Annotated in this window: 26 protein-coding genes; 14 read left to right on the top strand and 12 right to left on the bottom strand. The window is 62.4% G+C overall.

Annotated features, from left to right (window positions below; genetic code table 11):
* Positions 1-32: 32 nt before the first annotated feature.
* Complete coding sequence (locus ACRCYW_RS19015) at positions 33-404, bottom strand: hypothetical protein (protein ID WP_438551564.1); 372 nt, start codon at positions 402-404, stop codon at positions 33-35.
* 166 nt (positions 405-570) lie between these two features.
* Between ACRCYW_RS19015 and ACRCYW_RS19010 the strand changes: the two genes are divergently transcribed.
* The 4 genes from ACRCYW_RS19010 to pspG all read left to right on the top strand — a co-directional run bounded on the left by ACRCYW_RS19010 (position 571) and on the right by pspG (position 2637).
* Entirely contained in the window at positions 571-1299 is a 729-nt protein-coding gene (locus tag ACRCYW_RS19010; RefSeq protein ID WP_438551563.1) for a 1-acylglycerol-3-phosphate O-acyltransferase, read from the top strand.
* A 202-nt stretch (positions 1300-1501) separates the two neighbouring features.
* Positions 1502-2164, top strand: coding sequence for a phage shock protein PspA (gene pspA / locus ACRCYW_RS19005; protein WP_100858650.1), 663 nt, complete (start codon positions 1502-1504; stop codon positions 2162-2164).
* A gap of 2 nt (positions 2165-2166) precedes the next feature.
* On the top strand, positions 2167-2373 hold the full coding sequence (locus ACRCYW_RS19000) for a PspC domain-containing protein (RefSeq protein WP_438551562.1): 207 nt from the start codon (positions 2167-2169) through the stop codon (positions 2371-2373).
* A gap of 45 nt (positions 2374-2418) precedes the next feature.
* On the top strand, positions 2419-2637 hold the full coding sequence (pspG, locus tag ACRCYW_RS18995) for an envelope stress response protein PspG (protein ID WP_100858648.1): 219 nt from the start codon (positions 2419-2421) through the stop codon (positions 2635-2637).
* Between the two features lie 42 nt (positions 2638-2679).
* On the opposite strand, the gene ACRCYW_RS18990 is transcribed toward pspG, so the two are convergent.
* Both ACRCYW_RS18990 and rarD read right to left on the bottom strand, forming a co-directional pair.
* On the bottom strand, positions 2680-3021 hold the full coding sequence (locus tag ACRCYW_RS18990; protein WP_438551561.1) for a GIY-YIG nuclease family protein: 342 nt from the start codon (positions 3019-3021) through the stop codon (positions 2680-2682).
* The gene (rarD, locus tag ACRCYW_RS18985) at positions 3018-3911 is read right to left on the bottom strand and encodes an EamA family transporter RarD (protein ID WP_438551560.1); all 894 of its coding nucleotides are present in this window, start codon (positions 3909-3911) and stop codon (positions 3018-3020) included. Before rarD ends, ACRCYW_RS18990 begins: the two co-directional genes overlap by 4 nt.
* A 102-nt stretch (positions 3912-4013) precedes the next feature.
* Between rarD and ACRCYW_RS18980 the strand changes: the two genes are divergently transcribed.
* A complete protein-coding gene (locus ACRCYW_RS18980; RefSeq protein ID WP_438551770.1) occupies positions 4014-4595 on the top strand; it encodes a uracil-DNA glycosylase family protein in 582 nt (193 codons plus the stop codon).
* 17 nt (positions 4596-4612) lie between these two features.
* Here ACRCYW_RS18980 and ACRCYW_RS18975 read toward each other — a convergent pair whose 3' ends face one another.
* Complete coding sequence (locus ACRCYW_RS18975; RefSeq protein ID WP_438551559.1) at positions 4613-5470, bottom strand: DMT family transporter; 858 nt, start codon at positions 5468-5470, stop codon at positions 4613-4615.
* Positions 5471-5561: 91 nt separating this feature from the next.
* Between ACRCYW_RS18975 and ACRCYW_RS18970 the strand changes: the two genes are divergently transcribed.
* Positions 5562-6455 carry a LysR substrate-binding domain-containing protein gene (locus ACRCYW_RS18970; RefSeq protein WP_438551558.1) on the top strand — a complete coding sequence of 298 codons (894 nt, stop codon included), beginning with the start codon at positions 5562-5564 and terminating at the stop codon, positions 6453-6455.
* Between the two features lie 231 nt (positions 6456-6686).
* Here ACRCYW_RS18970 and znuB read toward each other — a convergent pair whose 3' ends face one another.
* Positions 6687-7466 (bottom strand): zinc ABC transporter permease subunit ZnuB, encoded by a 780-nt coding sequence (gene znuB, locus ACRCYW_RS18965; RefSeq protein ID WP_033131722.1) that lies wholly within the window; start codon positions 7464-7466, stop codon positions 6687-6689.
* A 20-nt stretch (positions 7467-7486) separates the two neighbouring features.
* A complete protein-coding gene (znuC, locus tag ACRCYW_RS18960) occupies positions 7487-8251 on the bottom strand; it encodes a zinc ABC transporter ATP-binding protein ZnuC (RefSeq protein ID WP_438551557.1) in 765 nt (254 codons plus the stop codon).
* A gap of 93 nt (positions 8252-8344) precedes the next feature.
* Here znuC and znuA point away from each other — a divergent pair, with 93 nt between their 5' ends.
* Together znuA and ACRCYW_RS18950 are read left to right on the top strand one after the other, a co-directional pair.
* On the top strand, positions 8345-9259 hold the full coding sequence (gene znuA, locus ACRCYW_RS18955) for a zinc ABC transporter substrate-binding protein ZnuA (RefSeq protein WP_438551556.1): 915 nt from the start codon (positions 8345-8347) through the stop codon (positions 9257-9259).
* Positions 9260-9323: 64 nt separating this feature from the next.
* Positions 9324-9995 (top strand): transglutaminase-like cysteine peptidase, encoded by a 672-nt coding sequence (locus tag ACRCYW_RS18950; RefSeq protein ID WP_438551555.1) that lies wholly within the window; start codon positions 9324-9326, stop codon positions 9993-9995.
* Here ACRCYW_RS18950 and ACRCYW_RS18945 read toward each other — a convergent pair.
* Positions 9990-10931 (bottom strand): TAXI family TRAP transporter solute-binding subunit, encoded by a 942-nt coding sequence (locus ACRCYW_RS18945; protein ID WP_438551554.1) that lies wholly within the window; start codon positions 10929-10931, stop codon positions 9990-9992. The two genes, ACRCYW_RS18950 and ACRCYW_RS18945, sit on opposite strands and share 6 nt — an antisense overlap.
* Complete coding sequence (locus tag ACRCYW_RS18940) at positions 10928-12226, bottom strand: LapD/MoxY N-terminal periplasmic domain-containing protein (RefSeq protein WP_438551553.1); 1299 nt, start codon at positions 12224-12226, stop codon at positions 10928-10930. Before ACRCYW_RS18940 ends, ACRCYW_RS18945 begins: the two co-directional genes overlap by 4 nt.
* Before the next feature lie 270 nt (positions 12227-12496).
* Here ACRCYW_RS18940 and mepM point away from each other — a divergent pair, with 270 nt between their 5' ends.
* A complete protein-coding gene (gene mepM, locus ACRCYW_RS18935) occupies positions 12497-13834 on the top strand; it encodes a murein DD-endopeptidase MepM (protein ID WP_438551552.1) in 1338 nt (445 codons plus the stop codon).
* Positions 13835-13900: 66 nt separating this feature from the next.
* Here mepM and ACRCYW_RS18930 read toward each other — a convergent pair whose 3' ends face one another.
* A complete protein-coding gene (locus tag ACRCYW_RS18930; protein ID WP_438551551.1) occupies positions 13901-14845 on the bottom strand; it encodes a D-2-hydroxyacid dehydrogenase in 945 nt (314 codons plus the stop codon).
* A gap of 160 nt (positions 14846-15005) precedes the next feature.
* On the opposite strand from ACRCYW_RS18930, the gene ACRCYW_RS18925 reads away from it, so the two are divergent.
* Positions 15006-15587: a YjaG family protein gene (locus ACRCYW_RS18925; RefSeq protein ID WP_438551550.1), complete on the top strand. Its 582-nt coding sequence runs from the start codon at positions 15006-15008 to the stop codon at positions 15585-15587.
* A 61-nt stretch (positions 15588-15648) separates the two neighbouring features.
* Here the strand turns inward: ACRCYW_RS18925 and ACRCYW_RS18920 are convergent, their stop codons facing one another.
* Positions 15649-16128, bottom strand: a complete 480-nt coding sequence (locus tag ACRCYW_RS18920) for a MarR family winged helix-turn-helix transcriptional regulator (protein ID WP_438551549.1) — start codon at positions 16126-16128, stop codon at positions 15649-15651.
* Between the two features lie 164 nt (positions 16129-16292).
* Here ACRCYW_RS18920 and ACRCYW_RS18915 point away from each other — a divergent pair, with 164 nt between their 5' ends.
* Positions 16293-16820: a hypothetical protein gene (locus ACRCYW_RS18915; protein WP_438551769.1), complete on the top strand. Its 528-nt coding sequence runs from the start codon at positions 16293-16295 to the stop codon at positions 16818-16820.
* A 9-nt stretch (positions 16821-16829) separates the two neighbouring features.
* Positions 16830-18428 (top strand): BCCT family transporter, encoded by a 1599-nt coding sequence (locus tag ACRCYW_RS18910; protein ID WP_438551548.1) that lies wholly within the window; start codon positions 16830-16832, stop codon positions 18426-18428.
* Positions 18429-18502: 74 nt separating this feature from the next.
* Here ACRCYW_RS18910 and mutS read toward each other — a convergent pair whose 3' ends face one another.
* Positions 18503-21073, bottom strand: coding sequence for a DNA mismatch repair protein MutS (mutS, locus tag ACRCYW_RS18905; protein ID WP_438551547.1), 2571 nt, complete (start codon positions 21071-21073; stop codon positions 18503-18505).
* Between the two features lie 261 nt (positions 21074-21334).
* On the bottom strand, positions 21335-21742 hold the full coding sequence (locus ACRCYW_RS18900) for a Spy/CpxP family protein refolding chaperone (RefSeq protein ID WP_438551546.1): 408 nt from the start codon (positions 21740-21742) through the stop codon (positions 21335-21337).
* A 268-nt stretch (positions 21743-22010) separates the two neighbouring features.
* Here ACRCYW_RS18900 and pncC point away from each other — a divergent pair, with 268 nt between their 5' ends.
* Together pncC and recA are read left to right on the top strand one after the other, a co-directional pair.
* Positions 22011-22502: a nicotinamide-nucleotide amidase gene (gene pncC / locus ACRCYW_RS18895; protein WP_438551768.1), complete on the top strand. Its 492-nt coding sequence runs from the start codon at positions 22011-22013 to the stop codon at positions 22500-22502.
* Between the two features lie 80 nt (positions 22503-22582).
* Positions 22583-23647 carry a recombinase RecA gene (gene recA, locus ACRCYW_RS18890; RefSeq protein WP_438551545.1) on the top strand — a complete coding sequence of 355 codons (1065 nt, stop codon included), beginning with the start codon at positions 22583-22585 and terminating at the stop codon, positions 23645-23647.
* Position 23648: the final 1 nt, after the last annotated feature.

Raw genomic sequence — 23648 nt, 5'->3', positions numbered from 1 at the left:
AATGAATGACGGCTAATGGCTAGCAGTCGAACTCATTCTCGCCAGACGCAGAGACGAAGGTGCAGGCGCCGCTCGGGCGGGGAGATGACCCTCGGGGGAGGCAAGGGGGGCGTGTGGCGCCAGAGCGGGGCCAACAGGGCGATCACCAGGGCGATGGCGAAGAACAGCTGTTCGACGCAGAGCAGGGTGGCGGCACTCAGCCACTTGCCGTTGAGCTGGCAGCTGTTCGGCTGCGGGCTGGTGACGCTATCCTGATCCTCGGCATCGGCGAGCTGGGGCAGTGCCTGGCAACTGAGGGCATGGTCGAGCATGGCCAGCCGGGCCAGCGGCTGGGCCGCACAATTGAGCACCAGCAGGCAAACCAGCAGCAGGAGTCGTTTCGCCATGCGTTGTTGGTGGATCATGCTAGCCCCGTTCATCAAGATGGCCACATCCTAACGGCCAATGGCGAGGGGAGCAAGCCAGGCCCGGTAAATGGGACCCGCATGAGAGGTCCGTTCTGTTTGGCGAACGCTTGTTCGCTAAAAGGGGGACCAGTATACTGCGCCGAGTTAAATTCCGAGGTGTTCGATGCTCAAACTTGCCCGTGTGCTGCTGCTAACCCTGCTGCTCGTCTTCTGGTTCGTGTTTGGTCTGCTGCTCTGTCTGGTGCGCCCGCGCCACCCCAACAACGTCTATGTGTTCGCCCGCATGTATCATGCGGTCTGCCCGCTCATCGGGCTCAAGGTCAGGGTCACCATTCCCGACGAGATCAAGTCGGTCGGGCCTGCCGTCTATGTCTGCAATCACCAGAGCAACTTCGACATCTTCACCGTGACCGGCGCCGTGGTGCCCGGCGTGGTGGCGGTGGGCAAGAAGAGCCTGCTGTGGCTGCCCTTCTTCGGCCTCATCTTCTGGCTCTCCGGCAACGTGCTGATCGACAGATCCAACCGCTCCCGCGCCATCGGCACCATAGGCCAGGTGGTGGATCGCATCAAGCGCCGTGGCACCTCCATCTGGATGTTCCCGGAGGGGACCCGCTCCCAGGGCCGCGGCCTGCTGCCGTTCAAGGCCGGCGCCTTCCATACCGCCGTGCAGGCCGAGGTGCCCGTGGTGCCCATCGTCTGCTCCAGCTACTTCGGTCAGGTGGATCTGAACCGCTGGGACAACGGCGAGGTGCTGCTGGAGATGCTGCCCCCCCTGTGCAGCAAGGAGCACGGCGCCGCCGGCATCCGCGAACTCTCCGACAACTGCCGGGCCCGGATGGAGGCCAAGCTGGCGGAGCTGGATGCCAGGCTCGGCCATCACAAGGCCGCCTGATGACACGACGATGAAGAGGGAGCCGAGGCTCCCTTTTTTATTGGTGAAAATCACCATCAAGTTGGTTTTTTTCACCATGCTCGGCCCGTTGAATTCCCGCCTGTAATCCCCATCTACTTGTAAATAGAAGAGAAATTATATTGGCACGGCTCTTGTAATGTCTTGGGAAGAGAGTGACATCCCATCTACAAGGAGCCAGACCATGAGCGTATTTAGCCGCCTGACCGACGTGATCAACGCCAACCTGCACAGCCTGCTCGACAAGAGTGAAGAGCCGGAGAAGATGCTGCGGCTGATGATAGAGGAGATGGAGCAGGTACAGGTCGAGATGAGAACTCAGGCCGCCCGCGTCATCGCCGAGCAGAAACAGCTGGAGCGCCATCAACAGGCGCTGCGCCACCAGATCCAGGAGTGGTCCGCCAAGGCCGAGCTCGCCATCCAGAAGGGTCGCGAGGATCTGGCCCGCGCCGCCCTCACCGAGAAGCTGGCCGAGGTCAAGAAATGCGAACAGCTGGAGCAGGACAAGGCCAGAGTGGCCGAGGTGCTGGCCCAACTGACAGCCGACAGCGAGCGCTTGGCGGCCAAGCTGACCGAGGCGCGGGAGAAGCAGAAGATGCTGACCCTGCGCGAGCAGACCGCCCACAGCCGGATCCGGGCCCGTGCCCAGGTGGACAACCAGCGCATGCACGAGCTGATGGCCCGTTTCGACGGCTTCCAGGGCCGGGTGGATCAGCTGGAAGCCCAGCTGGAGGCCGCGACCCTGGGGCAGAACCCGTCTCTCGAGGCCCAGTTCCGCGAGCTGGAGCTCAACGACGAGATCGAACGCGAGCTGGCCCGTCTGAAGGGCCAGAAAGTGGAGGTGTGATCATGACCCCCTGGCCGAAAGACCTGGCCCACCGCAAGCTGACCGGCGTCTGCGCCGGCCTTGCCAACGGGTTTGGGCTCTCCAGGGTGACGGTGCGGGTGGTGGCGCTGCTCGCCCTGATCCTGGTGCCGCCCCTGGCCCTGGCGGCCTATCTGCTGGCGGTGCTCATCATGCCGCCGCGCCGTGAATTGAAGCGCTGGCTGGATTGACCTTGGGTCTTCCCGCCAACAAGTGAGATGCGTGAGGAGCATAACATGCTGGAATTTATCGTCTTGATGCTGGTGCTGGTGACCATGGCGCTGACCGGATTCACCGTGTTGGCCATGCTGCTGGTGAGCGGGGTCTTCGTGCTGTTTGGCGCCCTGGCCGGCATGTTTGCCCTCATCATCAAGCTGGCGCCCTGGTTGCTGTTGCTGCTGGTGGTGTGCTGGTTGCTCAGCAACAGGCGCAGGCATTCCAATCCCTATCGTTAGGCCTCCCTGGCACGTTTCCGGCCACCTTAGCGGTGGCCTTTTTTATGGCGCCGGGCTGACTGAGCCGGATTGGGGGAGGCAGCTCAGCCAGGATCTCTGCCACTCATCCCACAGGGCAGGATCTTGCACCAGTCGTTCCTTGAAGACCTTGCTCTGCTGCTTGAGGCGATATTCGAGGCGAAGGGCCTGACCCTTGTCGTCGACTTGCTGGCGCCACACCAGAGCCAGGGGGCCTTTGCCACGCAGGGCGCGAGCCCCCTTGCCGCTCTGATGCTGGCGCAGACGCCTGTCCGGATCCGTGCTGATACCCGCGTAGAGGGCGCCCGCTCCGGTGCGCACCAGATAGATAAACCAGCGCGCGGCTGGCTTGTCTGCGGCTGTCATGACTCTTTCCAATGCACCTGACTGCGCCTGAGCCGATGCAGGGGCAGCAGGCTGACCAGCAGGCCCGCCCAGACGAAGGCGAAGCCCACGGATTTCACCGGATCCGGCGTCTCCCCGAACCAGAAGATGGCGAGCAGGAAGGCGAGGCTCGGCTCGATATATTGCAACAGCCCCACAGTGCTCATGCGGGTGCGGGCCACCGCGTAGCAGAACAGCCCAACCGGCAGCAGAGTGGCGGGGGCGCTGCCCATCAAGAGCAGGCGCTCGCTCCAGTCGCCGGCCGCGAACAGGCTGCTTCCCTGCAGGGTCAGATAGCCGATGACCAGCAGGGCGATGGGGAGTTGTACCAGAGATTCGAGATAGAGGCTGACCCCGGCGTCATAGCGCACCTTCTTCTTGATGAGGCCGTAGAAGGCGAAGTTGGCCCCCATGATGAGGGAGAACCAGGGCAGCTCACCGTAGGAGAACAGCATATAGGCGAGCCCCGCCAGCGCCAGGGCCACCGCCAGGTGCTTCTGGGGGGTGAGCCTTTCTTTGAGGAAGAGGACGGCGAAGACGATGTTGAACAGGGGCGTCATGAAGAAGGCGAGGCTGGTGGCCAGCACCTGGCCCGTGGTCAGACACCAGGTGAACATGCACCAGCTGATGGACATGATGGGGCCCGCCAGCAGGATGAGGCCGAGCTGGCGCGGCTCGCTGCGCAGGCGCGCCCAAGGTACCCGTACTCCGAGCAGCAGGAAGAGCCCGCCGAGCAGGACGACGGACCAGAGCACCCGGTGGGAGAGCAGCTCCCACATGTTGACCTCGGGCATGAACTGGTAATAGAGCGGCAGCATGCCCCAGAGCACGAAGGAGAGGGCCGCACTGCCAGGGCCCATCCAGTTCTTCATCGAATTCCGTTTATTAAATTAAACAAATGTGCGCGCATGATAGGTATCCGTCGTCGGTTTCACAAGCGGGATCGGGATGAAAACTCTGCTACCATGGCCCCCATGAATCGACTCGACGTCCTGTTTGAACAGATCCGGGCCTGCCACCTGTGCGAGGCCCACTTGCCGCTCGGGCCGCGGCCGGTGATCCGCGGATCGGCATCTGCCCGCCTGCTTATCATCGGCCAGGCCCCGGGCACCCGGGTTCATGCCAGCGGCATTCCCTGGGACGATCCCTCTGGCGATCGGCTGCGCCACTGGCTCGGGGTGGACAAGGCCACCTTCTACGACGAGTCCCGCATCGCCATCATGCCCATGGGGCTCTGCTATCCGGGCCGGGGCAAGTCGGGGGATCTGCCGCCCCGTCCCGAGTGCGCGCCCACCTGGCACGACAAGGTGTTGATGCTGCTGCCCAATATCGAGCTGACCCTACTCATCGGCCAATATTCCCAGCATCATTATCTGGGCAAGGCAGGCAAGGGGACCCTCACCGAGACGGTCAGACACTGGGCCGACTACGGCCCCGCCTGGCTGCCAGTGCCCCATCCCTCGCCGCGCAACACCCTCTGGCTCAAGAAGAATCCCTGGTTCGAACAGGATGTGGTCCCGCACCTGAGACAGAGGGTCACCCCACTGCTGGGGTGACCCTATGATCATCGGGATCAGGTGGCGGGCTCGGCCAGCGGCTTGGGCTTGTTGCGGGCCATGGCGACCAGGGGCAGCACTATGCACAGGCAGCCCAGCAGCAGCGGCAGACCGGGCTGCTCGTCGAACAGCCAGACCCCGATGGCGACCGCCATCAAGAGACCCGTGTACTCCGCCGAGGCGATCTTGCTCGCCTCCGCCTTGCGATAGGCCACCACGCAGAGCCCGGCGTAGACCATGATCAGCGCCGAGGAGCCGAAGGCGGGCCACCACATCTGCCACTGCCAATCGCCCCCCTCCCACCAGGCCAGGGCTAGTATGATGGGCATGCTCAGTACATTGGTGAAGAAGAGGGTCTGGGCGATGGGCTGCTTGAGCGGGATCCGCTTGATCAGCAGGTTGTTGACCGCCATGGAGAGTGCCACCCCGAGCGCTGCCAGCGCCGCCCAGTTCACCTCGGTCGGTCGCAGCACGATCAGCACCCCGATGAAGCCCACCAGGGCCGTCAGCACCTTCTGGCGCGAGAGCGCCTCCCCCGCCAGCCAGACCGCGAGCGGCACCATCAGCAAGGGTGCTGCGTAGAAGAGCGCGTTGGCGGTGGCGAGCGGCAAGCGGGTGAGGGCGACCACCATCAGGCAGACGCCGATGGCCCAGATATGGGCCCGCAGCAGGTGCCACCTGATAGCGACCGGCGGGTGACGGCGCCAGGACCAGAGCAGCCAAGGGGCCAGCAGGAGGGCGGCGGAGAGTTGGCGAAAGAAGACGAACTGGAACACCGGCTGATCCGGCTCCAGCACCTTGACCAGCGCATCGGAGAAGACCGCCACCATGTTGCCGAGCACCAGATAGAGGATGCCTATTCCTACTGCGTTCATACCGCCTCCCATGTTTGATGAGGGAAGGGTAGCCCTCCGTTCGTTATCCAGTAAAATGATAAAAAGTCACCACCCATGAGAATTTTGGATAATGAAGCTGCCTCCCCTGCGTGCCGTCCAATACTTCGAGGCGGTCGCCCGTCTGCTCAGTTTCTCTCGCGCGGCCCTCGAGCTGAACGTCAGCCAGAGCGCGGTCAGCCATCAGATCCGCCTGCTCGAAGACTTTCTGGGTGAGCGGTTGCTGCTGCGCCAGGGCCGGTTGCTCTCCTTGACCCAGCAGGGGGAGCTCTACTTCGAGGGAATTTCTGCCGGGCTCGGCCAGATCGCCCAGAGCAGCGAGCAGCTGCGCGGCGGAGGAGAGATGCGGCTGCGGCTCGCGGTCTACAGCTCCTTCGCGGTGAAGTGGCTGATCCCGCGCCTGGCCGGCCTGCGCCAGCTCTACCCCGAGCTGGATCTCAGCCTGGAGATGGTGGCGGAGGATCCCGAACTCTCCGATCGGGTGGCGGACTGCTTCATCACCGTCTCCCCCCATGGGCGTGGCTACAGCCACGATCTCATCTATCTGGAGCGACTGTTTCCGGTGTGCAGCCGCCGTCTGCTGCAACAGGTGGAAGGGGAGTGGCCGGCAGCCATCTGGCAGTTGCCGTTGTTGTCGGTGCAGTCCATCTACAAGGCGCGGGGGGAGGACTGGCAGCGCTGGGCCAAGGCGGGGGATCTGGTGATCCCGGAGGAGGCGCGCATGCACCACTTCAGCCACGTGCTGCTGGCCATGGAGGCGGCGGCCTGGGATCAGGGGGTGGCGTTCGTGAATGACTACATGCTGCGGCCGGACGATCCCCAGCTGGTGGCCCTGCCGGTGCATCAGTTGGTGACGGGAGATGCGTTCTACTTTACCTGCAAGCGCTCGCGGGCCCACGAGCCCGCCATCAGTCGATTGCGCCAGTGGCTGATGATGGAGACGAGGCAGAGCATCAGCCAGGTTTGATAAGAGAGTTTCACTGCATAATTGTAGAAAAACAGTTCGAATGGACTGCTTTAGGTGGGGTGGTTTCGCAATGTGGCTATAGGGCCGGATAGAGGTGGTGATTACCCCTATCCGGCCCTTTGCTATCTAGGCTCGTTTGAACTGATTCAGTACAAAAAGGCTCGTTGTACAGACCACGACTGGGGGCGAGATTTGAAGTGGCCTGATAGCAACGATCAGGCCACCCGAGATTCAGGCTTTCTTGAACTGGCTCAGCACAAACAGGCTGGTGGCGCAGACCACGACGGACGGACCGGCCGGAGTATCCTGATACCAGGAGAGCGAGAGCCCTCCCAGCACTGCCAGGCAGCCGATGAGCGCGGCCAGGCCGGCCATCTGCTCCGGCGTCTGGCTGAAGCGCCGGGCGGTGGCGGCGGGGATGATCAGCAGGGAGGTGATGATAAGGGCCCCTACGAACTTCATGGCCACGGCGATCACCAGGCCGATCAGCAGCATCAGTACGCAGCGCAGCACATCGACCCGCACCCCTTCTACCCGTGCCAGCTCCTCGGAGATGGTCATGGAGAGCAGGGGATCCCACAGCCGCCACAGGGTGAGCAGCACCAGGGCGCCGCCGCCGTAGATCCAGAGCAGATCCATGGGCTGCACCGAGAGCAGGTCGCCGAACAGGTAGGCCATCAGATCCACCCGCACGTTGTCCATAAAGCTCAGGGTCACCAGACCCAGCGACAGGGCGCTGTGGGCCAGGATGCCGAGCAGGGTGTCGGTGGCTACCTGCTGGTTACGGCTCATGATGACCAGCAGCATGGCCATGGCGAGGCAGCAGACCACCACCGCCAGGGTGAGATCCACCTGCAGCAGTATGCCGAGCGCTATGCCGAACAGGCAGGCGTGGGAGAGGGTGTCGCCAAAATAGGCCATCTTGCGCCACACCACGAAGCTGCCGAGGGGGCCGGCCAGCAGGGCGATGCCGAGGCCGGCTGCGAGGGCGTATAACAGAAAGCTGTCCACTGGAATGTCCTATTGCTTGGCTATTTGTTGCGAGAAGGCAGGCGGATGATCGGGGCCTGCGGTTCGTGATGATGGTGTTCGCCGTCGCAGTGGTGATGGTGGGTGTAGACCGCCAGCACCTCCTGCTCCGGGCGCCCGAACAGGCGGGCGAATTCCGGGTGGCGGGCCACGCTCTCCGGTTCGCCGTGACAGCAGACGTGGCGATTGAGGCAGATCACCTCGTGAGTGCTGGCCATCACCAGGTGCAGGTCGTGGGAGACCATGAGCACGGCGCAGTGCAGCTCGGCGGCGAGTTTACTGATGAGGGCGTAGAGCTCGATCTGGCCGTTGATGTCCACCCCCTGTACCGGCTCGTCCAGCACCAGCAGCTCGGGTTTGACCAGCAGGGCGCGGGCCAGCAACACCCGCTGCATCTCGCCGCCGGAGAGCTTCTGCATCCGGTTGTCCAGCAGCTCCTGGGCACCGACCCGATTGAGCGCCTCTTCGATGGAGAGGCGACCATTCTTGCCGAGCTGCAGGAAGCGGCGCACCGTCAGCGGCAGGGTGGGATCCAGGTAGAGGCGCTGGGGCACGTAACCGACCCTCAGATCCCGGCGGCGCAGGATCTCGCCGGAGTCCGGGCTGAGCAGGCCCAGCACCAGCTTGCTCAGGGTACTCTTGCCCGCCCCGTTGGGGCCGACCAGGGTAGTGATTTTGCCTTTGTTCAGGGTAAAGGAGACCTTGTCGAGCACTGAGCGTCCGTCAAACGAGAGACAGACATCTTTTAGCTCCACCAGTTGGGTCATGACAGCTCCGGGGTTTACAGCCTGTGAGAGTTATAATATAACAACAGCATTGGCTGTTATATTATCACACACATACTTCCTGACGAGACCCCTATGCGCATTCTTGCCCTGATCACTGCCTTGCTGGCGGTGAGCCTGCCTGTTCGTGCCCTCGAGGTGCTGACCACCATCAAACCCCTGGGCTTCATCGCGGCTGCCATCACCGACGGGGTGAGCGAGCCCAGGGTGTTGCTGCCGACCGGCGCCTCTCCCCACGACTTCGCCCTGCGCCCCTCCGACATTCGCAGCATCAATGAGGCCGATCTGGTGGTCTGGGTCGGCCCCGAGCTGGAAGGCTTCATGGCCAAGCCCCTGGCCCAGCATCCTCATGTGCTGACTCTGACTCAGGTACCGGGCATGCCGCTGTTCGACTACCGCAAGCAGGCTGGGCACGAGGAGGATGGCGATGAGGAGCACGAGGGTCATGATCATGACGGCCACGAGGGACATCACCATGAGGGTATTGATCCTCACATCTGGTTGGGGCCGACCCAGGCGTTGGTGATCGCCAAGGCGTTGAGTGACACGCTGAGCACCCAGGATCCGGCCAATGCCGCCCGTTACGGTGCCAATCTGAAGGCCTTTACAGACAAGGTCGATGCCAAGGACAAGGTCATCGCCGAGCAGATGAAGGTGGTCAACCAGAAGGGCTACTTCGTCTTCCACGAGGCCTATGGCTATTGGGAGCGCCACTACGGCATGAGCTCCAGGGGCCACTTCACCGTGAGCCCGGAGCGCCGTCCCGGTGCCAGGACTCTGGTGGAGATCCGCAAGGCGCTGGAAGAGAAGCAGGCGAGCTGCATCTATGCCGAGCCGCAGTTCTCTCCTGCGGTGATCGAGTCCGTCGCCCGCAACACCGGGGCCAGGGTGCTCTTGCTGGATGAGGTGGGTGAAAAAGTGCCGCTCGGGCCCGATGGCTATCCGCAATTCATGCAGCAACTGGCCGATGCCTTTGCCGAGTGCCGCTAAGGGCCCGATGTGACCATCAGGGCTGACTATACTGACCTCCAGCGCATGCCATGGAGTGTCCAGTATGAAATGGATTGTCCCCGCCTGCATGGTGGCACTGGCCAGTGTCCCATTGCAGGCTTCCCAGCTCTCCAGCTATATCGCCAGCCCTGAGCTCAAGTCCAAGTTGCAGGAGGTCTACGGCCCGCGAGCGTTGCAGCGGGCGGAGGCGTTTGCCCGTCTGCTCACCCCGAGGGCCGGCACCACGGACCAGCAGAAACTGGATCTGGTCAACAACTACTTCAACAACCTGACCTACAGCGATGATCCCAGATTATGGGGAGAGGAAGACTACTGGGCCAACCCGCTGGAATTCATCGGGGCTCGGGGTGGGGATTGCGAGGACTACAGCATCTCCAAGTACTACACCCTGATGGAGCTCGGGGTGGATGAGAAGAAGCTGCGGCTGGCCTATGTGAAGGCCATTAGATACAACCAGTTTCACATGGTGACGCTTTACTTCCCGACCGCCAAGTCCGATCCCCTGGTGCTCGACAACATCAATGGACGCATCCTGCCGGGCAGCAAGCGCAATGACCTGCAGCCTGTCTACAGCTTCGATGCCAAGAGCATCTGGGTGATGAAGTCACGGCGTGAGGGTACCCTGGCGGGGAGTGCCGATCGTCTGACCCAGTGGACCTCGATGCAGAGCCGCTTCTCCAGCGAGCATCTGCGCTCCCCCCGTCGTCAGTTATAGCTTGCCCGCCGCCTTCAACTCCTCGAAGTACCTTGCTGCCCCCGGATGCTGATCGATGCTCAGCACCGGGCCGACCTTGTTGCGCGCCTTGTGAAACAGGTTGGCGTAGCCATAGGTCTGTTCGTTGAAGCTGGTCTGCTGGCTCAGCATGGCTTTGGTCAGGCGATAGACATCGGCATCGGCTGCGCTGGCATTGGTTACCAGGGTCGCGGCGATGGCGAAGGTGGGGGTGGCCTTGAGGTTGCCCGTATAGATGCGGGCCGGTACCTGGCTGCGCTGGTAATACTTCACCCCCTGCAGCAGGCGATCGCGGACCTCTCCCTCGATGGGCAAGAACCGGATGGCACAGCGCTTCGAGGTGTCAAGTACGATGCGATTGGGGTGGCCCATCACCAGCCCGAAGGCATCTATCTGCTTGCTGCACAGGGCCTCGGCCTGGTTGGCCACGCTTTTGAGATCGAGATCTTGCTCGGTGGCGCCCAGCACGGCGAACAATGCCAACGCCGTCTGGCGGGTGCCAGAATGCTTCAGACCCATGTCGATGGGGGCCAGCTTGAGTTGATCCAGCCTGGTGATATCGCCATCGGCTCGCACCACTATGGTGAAAGGTTCGGCATGGGTGGCGAACAGCGCTCGCAATTCGGGTTGGGGCTGTTTGGCGAAGGGACCGCTGCCATGGCTGGCCTGATAGAGCCAGTCGGACTGCACCAGCGCATAGGGGAGCTCCCCAGCCTGCAACTGACGCAGATTCTCGATGGAACCAGAGCTGGCCTGCGGCTTGCATTGGAGGTCGGGGTCGCTCTTGTTGGCCAGTCGGCAGAACTCCTTGATGACCTGATAATAGATACCCTGCTCACCCCCGGTGCCGATGGGAATGGTGCTGGCATGGGAGGCCGAGGCCCAGAGCAGGGGCAGCAACAGCAAGGGGAGTCTCATACTGCCTCCTGGCTGGCATAGCCATCTATGCCCCAGCTGCGCAAGATGCTGATGTCGCTCACCTCGCTGGCTTCCGCCAACAGGGTGTAGCCGGAGGCGTGGAGGCACTGGGAGAGCAGATTCCAGTAAAGAGGGGCCTCGGTGAGCTGGCAGCTGATGAACACGGGTTTGACTGGGTCGAGCCGGGTCAGGTTGTCGTTGTTCATGGGGACATTGCTGAACGCCATCTCGACTCCCTGAGCTGACAGGGCCGACAATCGCTCCTCGGCAAGGGGAGGGAAGGCCGGCTGATCCCAGCGCCAGTCGAGGGTCTTGCCCTTGCCGCTGGTCAGCGTCGCCGCAAACTGCCCCCAGTCAGGGTGGGTGAGCAGGCTGAGGGGGAGCTGTATCCCCTCTGCCTTGTGGGCCAGCCAGTCGTTGAGCAGGGCCCGGATCTCGTCCGGTGAACTGTCCGTACTCGGCGGGGTTTGGGGGAGCAGGCGGCTGTAGAGCCGGATATCTCCCTGGGTGGAGACGAAGTGTTGCAGGTGCATGCCGCTCGCGGTCTCCGTCAGCCCCATCAGGGGTTGGCCGGTCTTGGTCTCGTGCTGCTTGCCGAGCTGGGTGATCTTGAGCCGCTGTTGCAGCAGATCCCGTTTGCGCTCGGAGACCAGCTGGTTGATGGAGGAGACTACCTCCCGCAGCTCTCGCAGCCAGGGGGTGGGCAAGTTGCCACTGAACTGGCGCTGGCGCACCTGCAACAGTTGCAGACTCACCTGCTCGAGGGGGCGCAGCAGCCGGTTGCATACCCAGTGAATGATTAGGGTCAGCACCAGCAGGCCACCGAGTAGGGCCAGCCCGGTACGGCTGATGGCGTTCCACAGATGCTGGTAGGCATAGCCTTCATGCCCCACCAGAGTGAGGGTGCCGAGGATGCGCCAGCCGTCGGTGAGTTCCTGCTCCACCTTGACCGGCGGCATGGAGATGACGCTCGGCAGCCAGCCGGGGATGTTCTGCTGCGCCGTGTGGAAGGCCTTCTGGAACAACAGCTGGCCATCCGGATCCAGCAGGGTGACCGAGCTGACGAAACCGCCGTCGAACATGGCGTTGACTATGGTCTCCGCCAGCACCTTGTCGTCGTTGAGCAGGGTGCCTTGCAGCACCAGGCCGAGGGCTGTGATGGCCGTCTCAAGATTGGCGGACATCTGGTCGAGGATGGATTGCCGCACCGTGGTGATCTCCAGCATGAACAGCAGGATGGCGCCAATGGTGAACAAGATCAGGATGATTACATTTAACAATCTTGCTAATGACATATCCACTCCATGGAAATGTTCTTGCAACATTTGGCCGTTCAGGAGCCAGAACAACCGGACTTGGTTCTTAAAAATAGAAAAAAATGGCTAAAAGAGGCGATCATTTCTGCCCATGAAGGAAGGTTATGCATAAAATGTGAGGTTCGTGCATATAGCTATGAACTTTTTGTAAGTATTTAGGTCTAACTGCCAGATGCTCGGTTTTCATAATAAAAAATCATAAAGACAGACACTCAACTACCACCCTTAGATCTAATGACAGGATAGCGGATGAAACGTCTCCGTCCCTTGGTAGCACAGGCTGCCAACTGGGAACCCCCGGTTCCCCGCAAGCATTTTTATGCCATGTTACTGCTCACGGCCATGACGCTGTCTGCGGTAGCCGTATTGCCAGCACCAGGTGACATCCTGGAGCGGCCACTGCGTCTCGAGTTGCCCATCGCCACCCCGGGTACCGCGACCAACGAAGACAACACCGATTTTAACGATATCCCGGACCACGAACTGGTGGAGGCGGCTGCCCCGGAGGATGACATCCCGGCGGATGTGACCCCCCAGTGGCAGGACTACCGGGTGCGCAACGGTGAAAACCTGACGGCCATCTTCAACAATCTGGGGCTCTCCACCACCACCCTCTACAAGGTGCTGGATGCGGATGCCAAGAATCATCTGGCCCGCCTCAAGCCCGGCCAGACCATAGAGTTGCTGATCGATCAGGACAACATACTGCAGCAGCTCAAGATCCGCCTGAACATCAAGCAGACCCTGGTGCTGGAGCGTACCGACGACACTTACAGTGCCAACATGCTCAACGAGAAGGTGGAGTGGCAGAAGAAGAGTTATGACGGTGTCATCAACGGCAGCTTCTACGTCAGCGCCCGCAACGCCGGCATCCCGGCGAACCATATCCAGAAGATTGCCAACCTGTTCCAGTGGCGGATGAACTTCGCGAAAGATCTGCAGAAGGGTGACAAGTTCAAGGTGCTGGTGCGCCAGGAGACGGTCGAGGGCAAGAGCACGGGCAACACCCAGCTGCTGGGGGTCGAGGTGTTCAGCCAGGGCAAGACGGTGTCTGCCTGGCTGTCGGAGGATGGCAACTACTATGACGGTCAGGCGAACAGCCTGGAGCGCGGTTTCCGCCGCTATCCGACCCATAGCCGCTACCGGATCAGCTCGAACTTCAACCCCGCCAGACGTCACCCCATCACGGGGCAGGTTCGTCCCCACGAGGGCACCGACTTCGCCCTGCCGGTGGGTACCGCCGTCATGGCGACCGGCGACGGCGTCGTGCTCAAGGCGACCCGCCACCCGCTGGCCGGCACCTATGTGGTGATCAAGCATGGCCGCACCCTGATGACCCGCTATCTGCACCTGAGTAAGTTGCTGGTGAAACCCGGTCAGAAGGTGAAAATGGGTGACAAGATTGCGCTTTCCGGCAACACCGGGCGTTCCACGGGGGCCCACCTGCACTACGAGGTGCGGATCAACAACCGCCCGGTGAACCCCATGACGGTCAAGCTGCCGATGGCCGAGCCCCTGAGTGGCAAGGAGAAACGCCAGTTCCTCGCCAAGGTGAAGAGCTATCGCCAGGAGATGGAGGCGGGTTGACCCCCTCTCTTTCCCTGATAGAAAAAGGCCCCGCCATCATGGCGGGGCCTTTTTCGTTGGCGGGCTTCAGTAACCCTTGTCGAAGTCGATGCGGCCATCGAGCTGCTGGCCGTCGATGAAGCGGATGTAGTTGCGGATGAAGATCTGGGCCACATCCTCCGGGAAGCTGTAGGCGCTGTTGTGGGGGGTGACGATGAGATTGGGCTGATGCCAGAGGGGGCTGGTGGGAGCCAGGGGCTCCTGCTCGAACACATCCAGCACGGCGGTGGCGAGCCTGCCGCTTTGCAGCGCCGCCAGCAGCTCCTCCTCGTGCACCGCATTGCCCCGGCCGACGTTGAAGAAGATGGCGCCCGGCTTGCAGTGGTTGAAACGATCGGCGGTGAACAGGTGGCGGGTCTCCCGGGTCGCCGGCAGCACGCTGACGATGACGTCGGCCTGGGCCAGCATCTTGTTCAGGGCCGGCAACTGATACACCTGATCGAAGCCCGCCCGCTCGCGGCCGCTGTGGCTGATGCCGAGCACGCGCATGCCGAAGTGTTTGCCGGTGTGGGCGATGTGCTGGCCTATGCTGCCGGTGCCGAGCAGCAGCAGGGTCTTGCCCTTGAGTCCCTGATAGGGGTGACTCTGCCACAGCTGTTGCTGTTGCTGTTCGCGATAGAGCGGCAGCTGGCGGGTCAGGCTCAGGAGATGGCCAAACACATATTCGCTCATCAGGGGGCCGAAGATGCCGCGCACATTGGTGAGCAGGTAGTCGCGCCGGCAGCTGGCATCCAGCAGCACGTCGACCCCGGCATAGGTGGATTGCAACCAGCCGAGCTTGCCGGCCTTGGGGAGCAAGGGTTTGGCGCGAGCCGGTTCGGCCATCAGGATGTGAGCCTCGCCGATCAGCTTCTCGGCATCGCTCTGGTTGTCGGCCCGCAGAATGCGCAGATGGGGGAGGTGAGCCGCCTTGAGCAGACGTTCGTAGTGGGCGTTGTCCTGGCTGAGCAGAAGCAGGGTACGTTGGCTCATACTCTTGTTCCTTATCATGTTTATGGCACGGCGAAGGGGTGTCTGTCCCCATCTTACCCCAGTTGATCGGGCAAGATAGCCGACCAGGGCGCTTTTTCGTTTTCGCCGGCCCCCTCGTGGGCTACAATCTGCCCCACATTTTGCAAAGGATCAGACTCCAGTGTTTGGTGACAAGTTTTATAAGCGACTGGCCGAGCTGCAGCCTTGGCAGCAGACCGTCTACACCCTGGCGCTGGCAGAGCGCATGTACCCCAACTATGTGCTGTTTACCCAGGCGTCCGGTTTCGGCGATGCCAGGGCATTTCGTCACGCGCTGGATCAGATGTGGAACTACCTCACGGTGAAGGGTTCTCGGGTCAATCTGGGGGCCATCCTGGAGGCGTTCGAGGTCTACATTCCCGAACCCAGCAAGTTCGAATCCTACGGCGCCTATCCGGCGCTGGATGCCTGCGTCGCATTGGGCTGTGCCTACAACTCGGTGATCTGCCGGGTCGGGGAAGAGGCCATGGATGCCAGCCATGCCTCCGTGGGGACAGTGGCCGGCTTTATCGAGATGCTGGAAGAGCGCGATCTGACCGATGAGGAGCTCTACGAGCACGAGTACATCGAGGCGGAGCTGGAGTTTCAGGTCGAGCTGCTCAAGCGCGTGGCCTTCGAGCGCGACAGCGACCGCATCCTGGCTATCCGGGAGTTTGCGGCCCAGGGCGGGGTCTCCAACATCGGCATCAGCTTGGAAGAGTGATGCCCTCGCGGCGACATCCCGGCTCTTGCCCATAAAAAAAGCTCCCGTTTGGGAGCTTTTTTTATGCCCGCTCTTCGGTGAGGGGCCTGACGCTCAACACAGGGGCGGCGTCTATGCCATCGGCATTCATCATGGAGGAGATCCGCTGCAGGGAGGAGAGCAGCAGGGTCTGCTCCCAGATTTCCAGGGCCTGGAAGCGTTGGATGAAGCTCTCTTGCAGCGGGGTCGGCGCCTGCTCCAGCAGGGCGCGCCCTGCGTCAGTCAGCGTCGCGTGCACCTTGCGCTTGTCGGTCTCGCTGCGGATCCGTTGCACCAGCTGGCGGCTCTCGAGCCGGTCCATGATGGTGGTGGCGGTGGCCTGGCTCATGTTGGTGTGATCCGCCAGCTGGCGCATGGAGATCTGCCCCAGTTCGTCGATCCCCTTGAGTAGCAGGAGCTGCGGTGAGGTCAGCCCGGCTTCCTTGATCAAGCGTTTGGAGTGCATGTCGATGGCACGGATGATCTGGCGCAGGGCGACCAGCACTTCATCATGTTTTTCCACAGGGGTCCGGCTCATGGCCTGGTAGTTGAGAGGCGCAAGATTTTCCGCCTAATTCCACACAAGGTCAATATGGTTTTTGGTCTAATGATTTCTGCTCTAATCATTTTTGTGTTAGGTTGTCCCGCTGTTTTCGAAATTTAATCCGATCTTTGAGGAGCGAAATGATGCAGAACGACCTGGATATCAAGTCCCTTGTGAGCGAGCTACGGGTAGTCAGAGTTCGCTATGAACTGCCAGATACCTCGGCATTCGTGCGTTACCAGCCCGCCTATGACGAAGACCCGAACAACCTCAAGGTGCATCACTACGATGGTGAATTGCCCCTCTCCTGCAGCAACACTGGTGCTTTTAGCTTAAAGGAGTTGGTGAACGAACTGCGCTACGCCTATGTACTGGTACACCTCTTCCCCGACGAGAGCGCCATGAACTTTTACCTGGCGGGTCTCGACAACGGCCTGGCCCAGCTCGAATTCATCGGCGGCTCCTACGACTTCAACCGGCTCTGGATCACCAGCGGCGTCTCCAGCCTGGGGGTCCCCATGGCCATCTTCCTCGGCAAGCGCCACGCGGTGAACGGCCAGCCGTCCGTCAGTCTGGTGGATCACCGCGAGCAGGTGGCGGGTCGCCTGGTCTACCGCGCCATCGGCGGGGCGGGCGATCACGTCGGCGAAGACTTTTTCAACCACGACTAAGGAGGCCAGATGAGAGCAACCAAAGGGCTGTTGAAAGGCCTCAATCCCACCATGGCCATGACGGCCCTGACCGTCGTGACCCTGTTCCTGCTGTTCGGCGTCTTCGATCCCGATACCGCAGGAACCTGGTTTACCGGCGCCAAGGACACCATCATCGCCGGCTTCAAGTGGTACTACATTCTGGTGGTTGCCCTGTTCCTGTTCTTCGCCGTCTACCTGATGTTCAGTCGCTTCGGCAGCATCCGGCTGGGCGACGACGACCAGGTACCGGAATTTGGCTACTTCGCCTGGTTCTCCATGCTGTTCAGCGCCGGCATGGGCATAGGCCTGGTGTTCTGGAGCATCGCCGAGCCCATGTACCACCTGCAGAGCAATCCCTTCATCACCGAGGGGATGACGCCGGAGGCGGCCCAGATCGCCATGCGCCTCACCTTCTTCCACTGGGGCCTGCATCCCTGGGCCATCTATGTGATCGTCGGCCTGTCGCTCGCGTTCTTCAGCTATCGCCGCAAGCTGCCGCTGGCGATCCGCTCCGTGCTCTATCCCATCCTCGGTGAGCGCATCTACGGCTTCTGGGGCCACGCGGCCGACGTGCTGGCGGTGTTTGGCACAGTATTCGGGGTGGCAACCTCCCTGGGGCTCGGGGTCTCCCAGATGAACACGGGCCTGAACCAGATGTTCGGCATGGGGGTCTCCCAGACCAACCAGCTCTGGCTCATCGGGGTCATCAGCGTGATCGCGACCCTGTCGGCCATCTCGGGGGTGGGGCGCGGGGTGAAGATCCTCTCCGAGCTCAACATCTGGCTCAGCGTCTTCGTGCTCGCCCTCTTCCTGGCGCTGGGGCCGACCACCTACCTGCTCAACGCCTATGTGCAGAACATCGGCGACTACCTGCAGAACATCGTCAAGTTGAGCTTCTGGACGAACACCGAGGCCAACGGCACCTCGGCCTGGCAGTCGAGCTGGACCGCCTTCTACTGGGGCTGGTGGATCGCCTGGGCACCCTTTGTCGGCATGTTCATCGCCCGCATCTCCAAGGGCCGTACCATCCGCGAGTTCGTGCTCGGCGTCTTGCTGGTGCCCTCCCTGCTCGGCATGCTCTGGCTCACCGTGTTCGGCGGCACCGCCATGAACCTCGAGCTGTTCGGCAGTGGCGGCGTGGTGGAGGCGGTCAACCAGGACGTGACCCTGGCGCTCTACAAGACGGTGGAGCTGCTGCACTGGGAGACCTTCGGCTGGATCGCCAAGGGGGTGCTGACCCTGCTCATCTGCACCTACTTCATCACCTCCAGCGACTCGGGCACGCTCGTGATTACGACGCTGCTCTCCATCGGCGATCAGGATCCCCCCGTGCTACACCGCGCCATCTGGGGGCTGGGTCAGGGATTGGTGGCGGCCATACTGCTGGTCTCCGGTGGTCTGGCGGCCCTGCAGGCGGCCAGCATCATAGCGGCGCTGCCCTTCTCCCTGATCATGCTGGCCATGTGCTACTCCCTGATGCTGGGGCTCAAGCAGGAGAGCCAACGCCAGTTCGAGTACAGGCAGAACCTCAAGCGTCACGACGGCTCAACCCATATGAGCCTGATTGACCGGATTGGACCGGCCTGACGGGCAAGCGGCAAGAGATGCAATAAAAAAGGGGAACCGCGAGGTTCCCCTTTTTGCATTCCGCAGCCTGCCTGTCAGAGCAACTGCTTGAGGCGATAGAGCAGATCCAGCGCCTGGCGGGGGCTCAGCTCATCCGGACGCACTGCCGCCAGCTCCTCCACCACAGGGTGGGGCTGGGGGGCCAACGTCACGGGGAACGGGCGCGCTTCGCCGGCGGGGGCCGGGGTGGCGCTCTCCAGCTCCGCCAGCTTGTGGCGCGCCTGATGGATCACCGCTTTCGGCACCCCTGCCAGGGCCGCCACCTGCAGGCCATAGGAGCGGCTGGCCGCTCCCTCCTGCACCGCATGCATGAAGGCGATGGTATCCCCGTGTTCAACGGCGTCCAGATGGACGTTGGCCAATCCCTCCATGAGTGCCGGCAGCTGGGTCAGCTCGAAGTAGTGGGTGGCGAACAGTGTGTAGGCGCCTATCTTGCTCGCCAGCTGCTCGGCGCAGGCCCAGGCGAGCGACAGCCCGTCGTAGGTGCTGGTGCCGCGGCCGATCTCGTCCATCAGCACCAGGCTGCGGGCGGTGGCGTTGTTGAGGATGTTGGCGGTCTCGGTCATCTCCACCATAAAGGTGGAGCGGCCCGATGCCAGATCGTCCGACGCGCCGATGCGGGTGAAGATGCGATCGATGGGGCCGATGCGGGCGCTGCTCGCCGGCACATAGGCACCGATGTGGGCCAGCAGCACGATGAGGGCAGTCTGGCGCATGTAGGTGGACTTACCCCCCATGTTCGGGCCCGTGATGATCAGCATGCGACGACTGCGTTGCAGGTTTATCGGGTTGGCGATAAAGGGATCCGTCATCACCTGCTCTACCACGGGGTGGCGACCCGCCTCGATCAGGATCTGATCCTCCTCGATCAGGGTGGGGCAGCGGTAGTCCAGGGTCTCGGCCCGCTCCGCCAGGTTCGCCAGCACGTCCAGCTCGGCGAGGGCGGCGGCGGACTCCTGCAGTTCGCCGAGGTGGGGCAAGAGGCTGTCGAGCAGCTCCTCGTAGAGCCGTTTCTCCAGCGCCAGCGCCTGGGCCTGGGCGGTGAGCACCTTGTCTTCGTACTTCTTGAGCTCATCGATGATGTAGCGCTCGTTGTTCTTGAGGGTCTGACGGCGGATGTAGTGGGCCGGCACCAGGTGGCTGTTGGCGCGGCTCACCTCGATGTAGAAGCCGTGCACCTTGTTGTAGCCGACCTTGAGGGTATTGATGCCGGTGAGCGCCTTCTCCCGCTCCTCGATACGGGCGAGGCTCGCGGTGGCGCCGTTGGCGAGATCCCGCAGCTCGTCCAGCTCTTGGTTGAAGCCGTCGCGGATGACGCCACCATCGCGGATCAGCACAGGCGGCACCTCCATCACGGCCCGCTCCAGCAGCTCCAGCAGCTCGGGGAAGGTGCTGGCACGCTCAGCAAGCTGTTGCACCGCCTCGTGCTCGCTGTCCGCCAGCAGCCGTTGCAGCTCGGGCAACTGGCCGAAGGCCTGGCGCAGCCGGGTGAGATCGCGGGGACGGGCACTGCGCAGGGCAAGGCGCGCCAGCACTCGCTCCACGTCGCCGACTTGGCGCAGCAGACCCCCCAGGTCGTCGTAGAGGTTCTGCTCGATGAGCTCGGCTATGGTGCTCTGGCGCCCCTTGAGGATCACCCGATCCCGGATCGGCTGGTGGATCCAGCGCTTGAGCAACCGGCTGCCCATAGGGGTGGCGGTCCTGTCCAGCACCTCGGCCAGGGTATTGTCGTAACCGCCCGCCAGGTTCTGGGTCAGCTCCAGGTTGCGGCGGGTGGCGGCGTCCATGATGACGGCGTGATCCGGCTGCTCGAGGCGCACACCGCGGATGTGGGGCAGGGCGGTGCGCTGGGTGTCTTTCACGTACTGCATCAGGCAGCCGGCGGCGCACAGGGCGGTCTCGCTCTGCTCGACGCCGAACCCCACCAGATCCTGGGTGCCGAACTGCTGGCACAAGAGCTTGCGGGCAGTCCCCAGTTCGAACTCCCACTCCGGACGGCGGCGCAGGCCGCGGCGGCCCTCCACGTGGCGCAGGAACTCGAAGGATTCCGGGTAGAGCAGCTCCGCCGGGTTGGTGCGCTGCAGCTCAGCCAGCAGGGTCTCTTCCTTGTCGAACTGGTTGATGAAGAAGCGGCCGGAGCCGATGTCCAGGGTGCCGTAGCCGAAGCGACGGCCGTCGTGATAGACGGCGGCGATCAGGTTGTCCTGACGTTCACTGAGCAGCGCCTCGTCGGAGACGGTACCTGGGGTGATGATGCGCACCACCTTGCGCTCCACCGGCCCCTTGCTGGTGGCGGGATCCCCTACCTGCTCGCAGATGGCGGCAGACTCGCCGAGCTGCACCAGCTTGGCCAGATATCCCTCGATGGCGTGATAGGGCACCCCGGCCATGGGGATGGGGCTGCCGGCGGACTGGCCGCGCTTGGTCAGGGAGATGTCGAGCAGCTGGGAGGCCTTGCGGGCATCGTCGTAGAAGAGCTCGTAGAAGTCGCCCATCCGGTAGAACAGCAGTATCTCCGGGTTCTCGGCCTTGAGGGTCAGGTACTGCTGCATCATGGGGGTATGGGCGCTGAGGGTGGCGCCGCTGACTGGGTGCTGTGCTGTCATGTGCTATTCCAGAAGGTGCTCTGGCAGGGAAGCGTCTGCCATCTTGGGTCTGAATCTGGCAGCCATTCTACATGCTCGGGGGCGGATGGTGAGGGGGAATCTCCGTCTTGGGGGCAAAGTGGCGTCCCGTCGCGGATTTGTGCATCCGGAGAAGCTGACCTGAGTGGGCCTGGGCCGGCGTCAGGTCGAGAGAGTCGTGGGGGAGGGGAAATAAGATCCCCGCACGGATGCGGGGATGGGGGAAACGGGGGAGAGCCGCCCTTAGTACATGGCCTCGCCGCCGCTCAGCATCTCGTGCAGCTTGGCCTTCTGCTCGGCGGTCAGCACCTTGCTCACCTCGAACAGGTAGTGGGCACGGTAGTAGCGAGCCTCGGCCTGGACGTTGCTGATGGTCTGCAGCTGCTTCTTGGCCGCCGCCTCGTCCCACTTGCCGCTCTTGATCATGTTGATGATGACGTCCTGACCGATGGCATCGAGCTTGACCGAGCCCAGTTCCTTGGCCGCCTGCTCCCGCAGCCCCTTGATCTGTTCAACCTGGGCGCTGGAGAGGTTCAGCTCCTGGGCCAGGGTGGTTTCGGTCTGCAACTCGGGGGCGTTCTCCGCGGCGAAGGTCTGGGTGCTCACACAGATCGCCAGCGCGGCCATGGCAACTTTAAACTGATGCTTCATCTGTCTTTCTCCATGTTTTCATAGGCATGTATTCATCAAATGGATACCGCCAACGAGGCGGTGCCTGTTGATTATAGAGAGCCCCCCATGTACTGGAGCTTAAGCGCCGGTCATTTGCCGAGGCGTTCACCAGGCTCATCCGGATAGTGGCCACGGGGGGCACCTGAACCAGGCTGACGCAGCGATGGCCTGGCGGGTTGTCCACGGGTGGGGGCAATTGCATAATGAGGCCCATATTTCGCCCGAACGGGCCAACGAGGGCATGATGATGGGGCTTGATGCAGAGATCGCCCGCCTATCCCGGGATCTGGGAGAGGCGCTGACCGCGCGGGGCTGGCTGGCCGCCACGGCGGAGTCCTGTACCGGCGGCGGCGTGGCCACCGCCATCACCGACATCGCCGGCAGTTCGGGTTGGTTCGATCGAGGATTCGTCACCTACACCAACGAGGCCAAGCAGCAGATGCTGGGGGTCAGCATCGACAGCCTGCTGCGCCACGGTGCCGTCAGCGAGGCCGTGGTGCTGGAGATGGCCAGGGGCGCCCTGGCACGCTCCGATGCGGGCATCAGCGTGGCCATCAGTGGCATCGCCGGCCCCGGGGGCGGCAGCGACGATAAGCCGGTCGGAACCGTCTGGTTCGCCTGGGCGGACAAGAGCGGTCGCCAGCACTCCCTGCTGGCCCGCTTCGACGGCGACCGGCAGCAGGTGCGGCAACAGGCCGTTAGACAGGCCCTCTCCGGTTTGTTGGCCCTGCTCAGATAATTTGGGCTTGATACTGTATGCATAAACAGTATACTTAGCCCAACTTCATTTCTTTATCACGATTCCCAGCGGAGATTGGCATGGATCAGAACAAACAGAAGGCACTGGCGGCTGCGCTGGGGCAGATCGAGAAGCAGTTCGGCAAGGGTTCCATTATGCGTCTGGGCGACAGCAAGACCATGGACATCGAAGCCATCTCCACCGGCTCCCTCTCCCTGGACGTGGCGCTGGGGATCGGTGGTCTGCCCTGCGGCCGTATCGTCGAGATCTACGGTCCGGAGTCTTCCGGCAAGACCACCCTGACCCTGCAGGTGATCGCCGAGGCCCAGAAGAAGGGCAAGACCTGTGCCTTCGTCGATGCGGAGCACGCGCTGGACCCCATCTATGCTGCCAAGCTCGGGGTCAACGTCGATGATCTGCTGATCTCCCAGCCGGACACCGGTGAGCAGGCTCTCGAGATCTGCGACATGCTGGTGCGCTCTAACGCCGTTGACGTCATCATCGTCGACTCCGTGGCCGCCCTGACTCCGAAGGCGGAAATCGAAGGCGAGATGGGGGATTCCCACGTCGGCCTGCAGGCCCGCCTGATGTCCCAGGCCCTGCGCAAGCTGACCGCGAACATCAAGAACGCGAACTGCTTGTGCATCTTCATCAACCAGATCCGGATGAAGATCGGCGTCATGTTCGGCAGCCCGGAAACCACCACGGGTGGTAACGCCCTGAAGTTCTACGCCTCCGTACGCCTCGACATCCGTCGCACCGGCGCCATCAAGGAAGGGGACGAAGTGGTCGGTAACGAGACCCGAGTTAAGGTCGTCAAGAACAAGGTGGCGCCTCCCTTCAAGCAGGCAGAGTTCCAGATCTTCTACGGGGCCGGTATCTCCAAGGAAGGCGAGCTGGTGGACTTGGGCGTCAAGCACAAGCTGATCGACAAGGCCGGTGCCTGGTACAGCTACAGCGGCGAGAAAATTGGTCAGGGCAAGGCCAACGTGATGAAGCTGTTCTCCGAGAACAAGGCGATGGCGGCGGAAGTGGAAGCCCGTTTGCGCGAGCTGCTGCTGTCGGGAGCCATCCCGCAGGAAGGCAAGGCCGAGGTGGTCGAGGCCGATGAGTTCGAGCCTGAAAACGAGCAAGAATACGAGTAAC

The organism is Aeromonas sp., from assembly GCF_051657805.1.
Classification (GTDB): domain Bacteria; phylum Pseudomonadota; class Gammaproteobacteria; order Enterobacterales; family Aeromonadaceae; genus Aeromonas.
The sequence above is the reverse complement of the archived record's forward strand: the minus strand, read 5'-3'. Positions and strand labels throughout refer to the sequence as shown.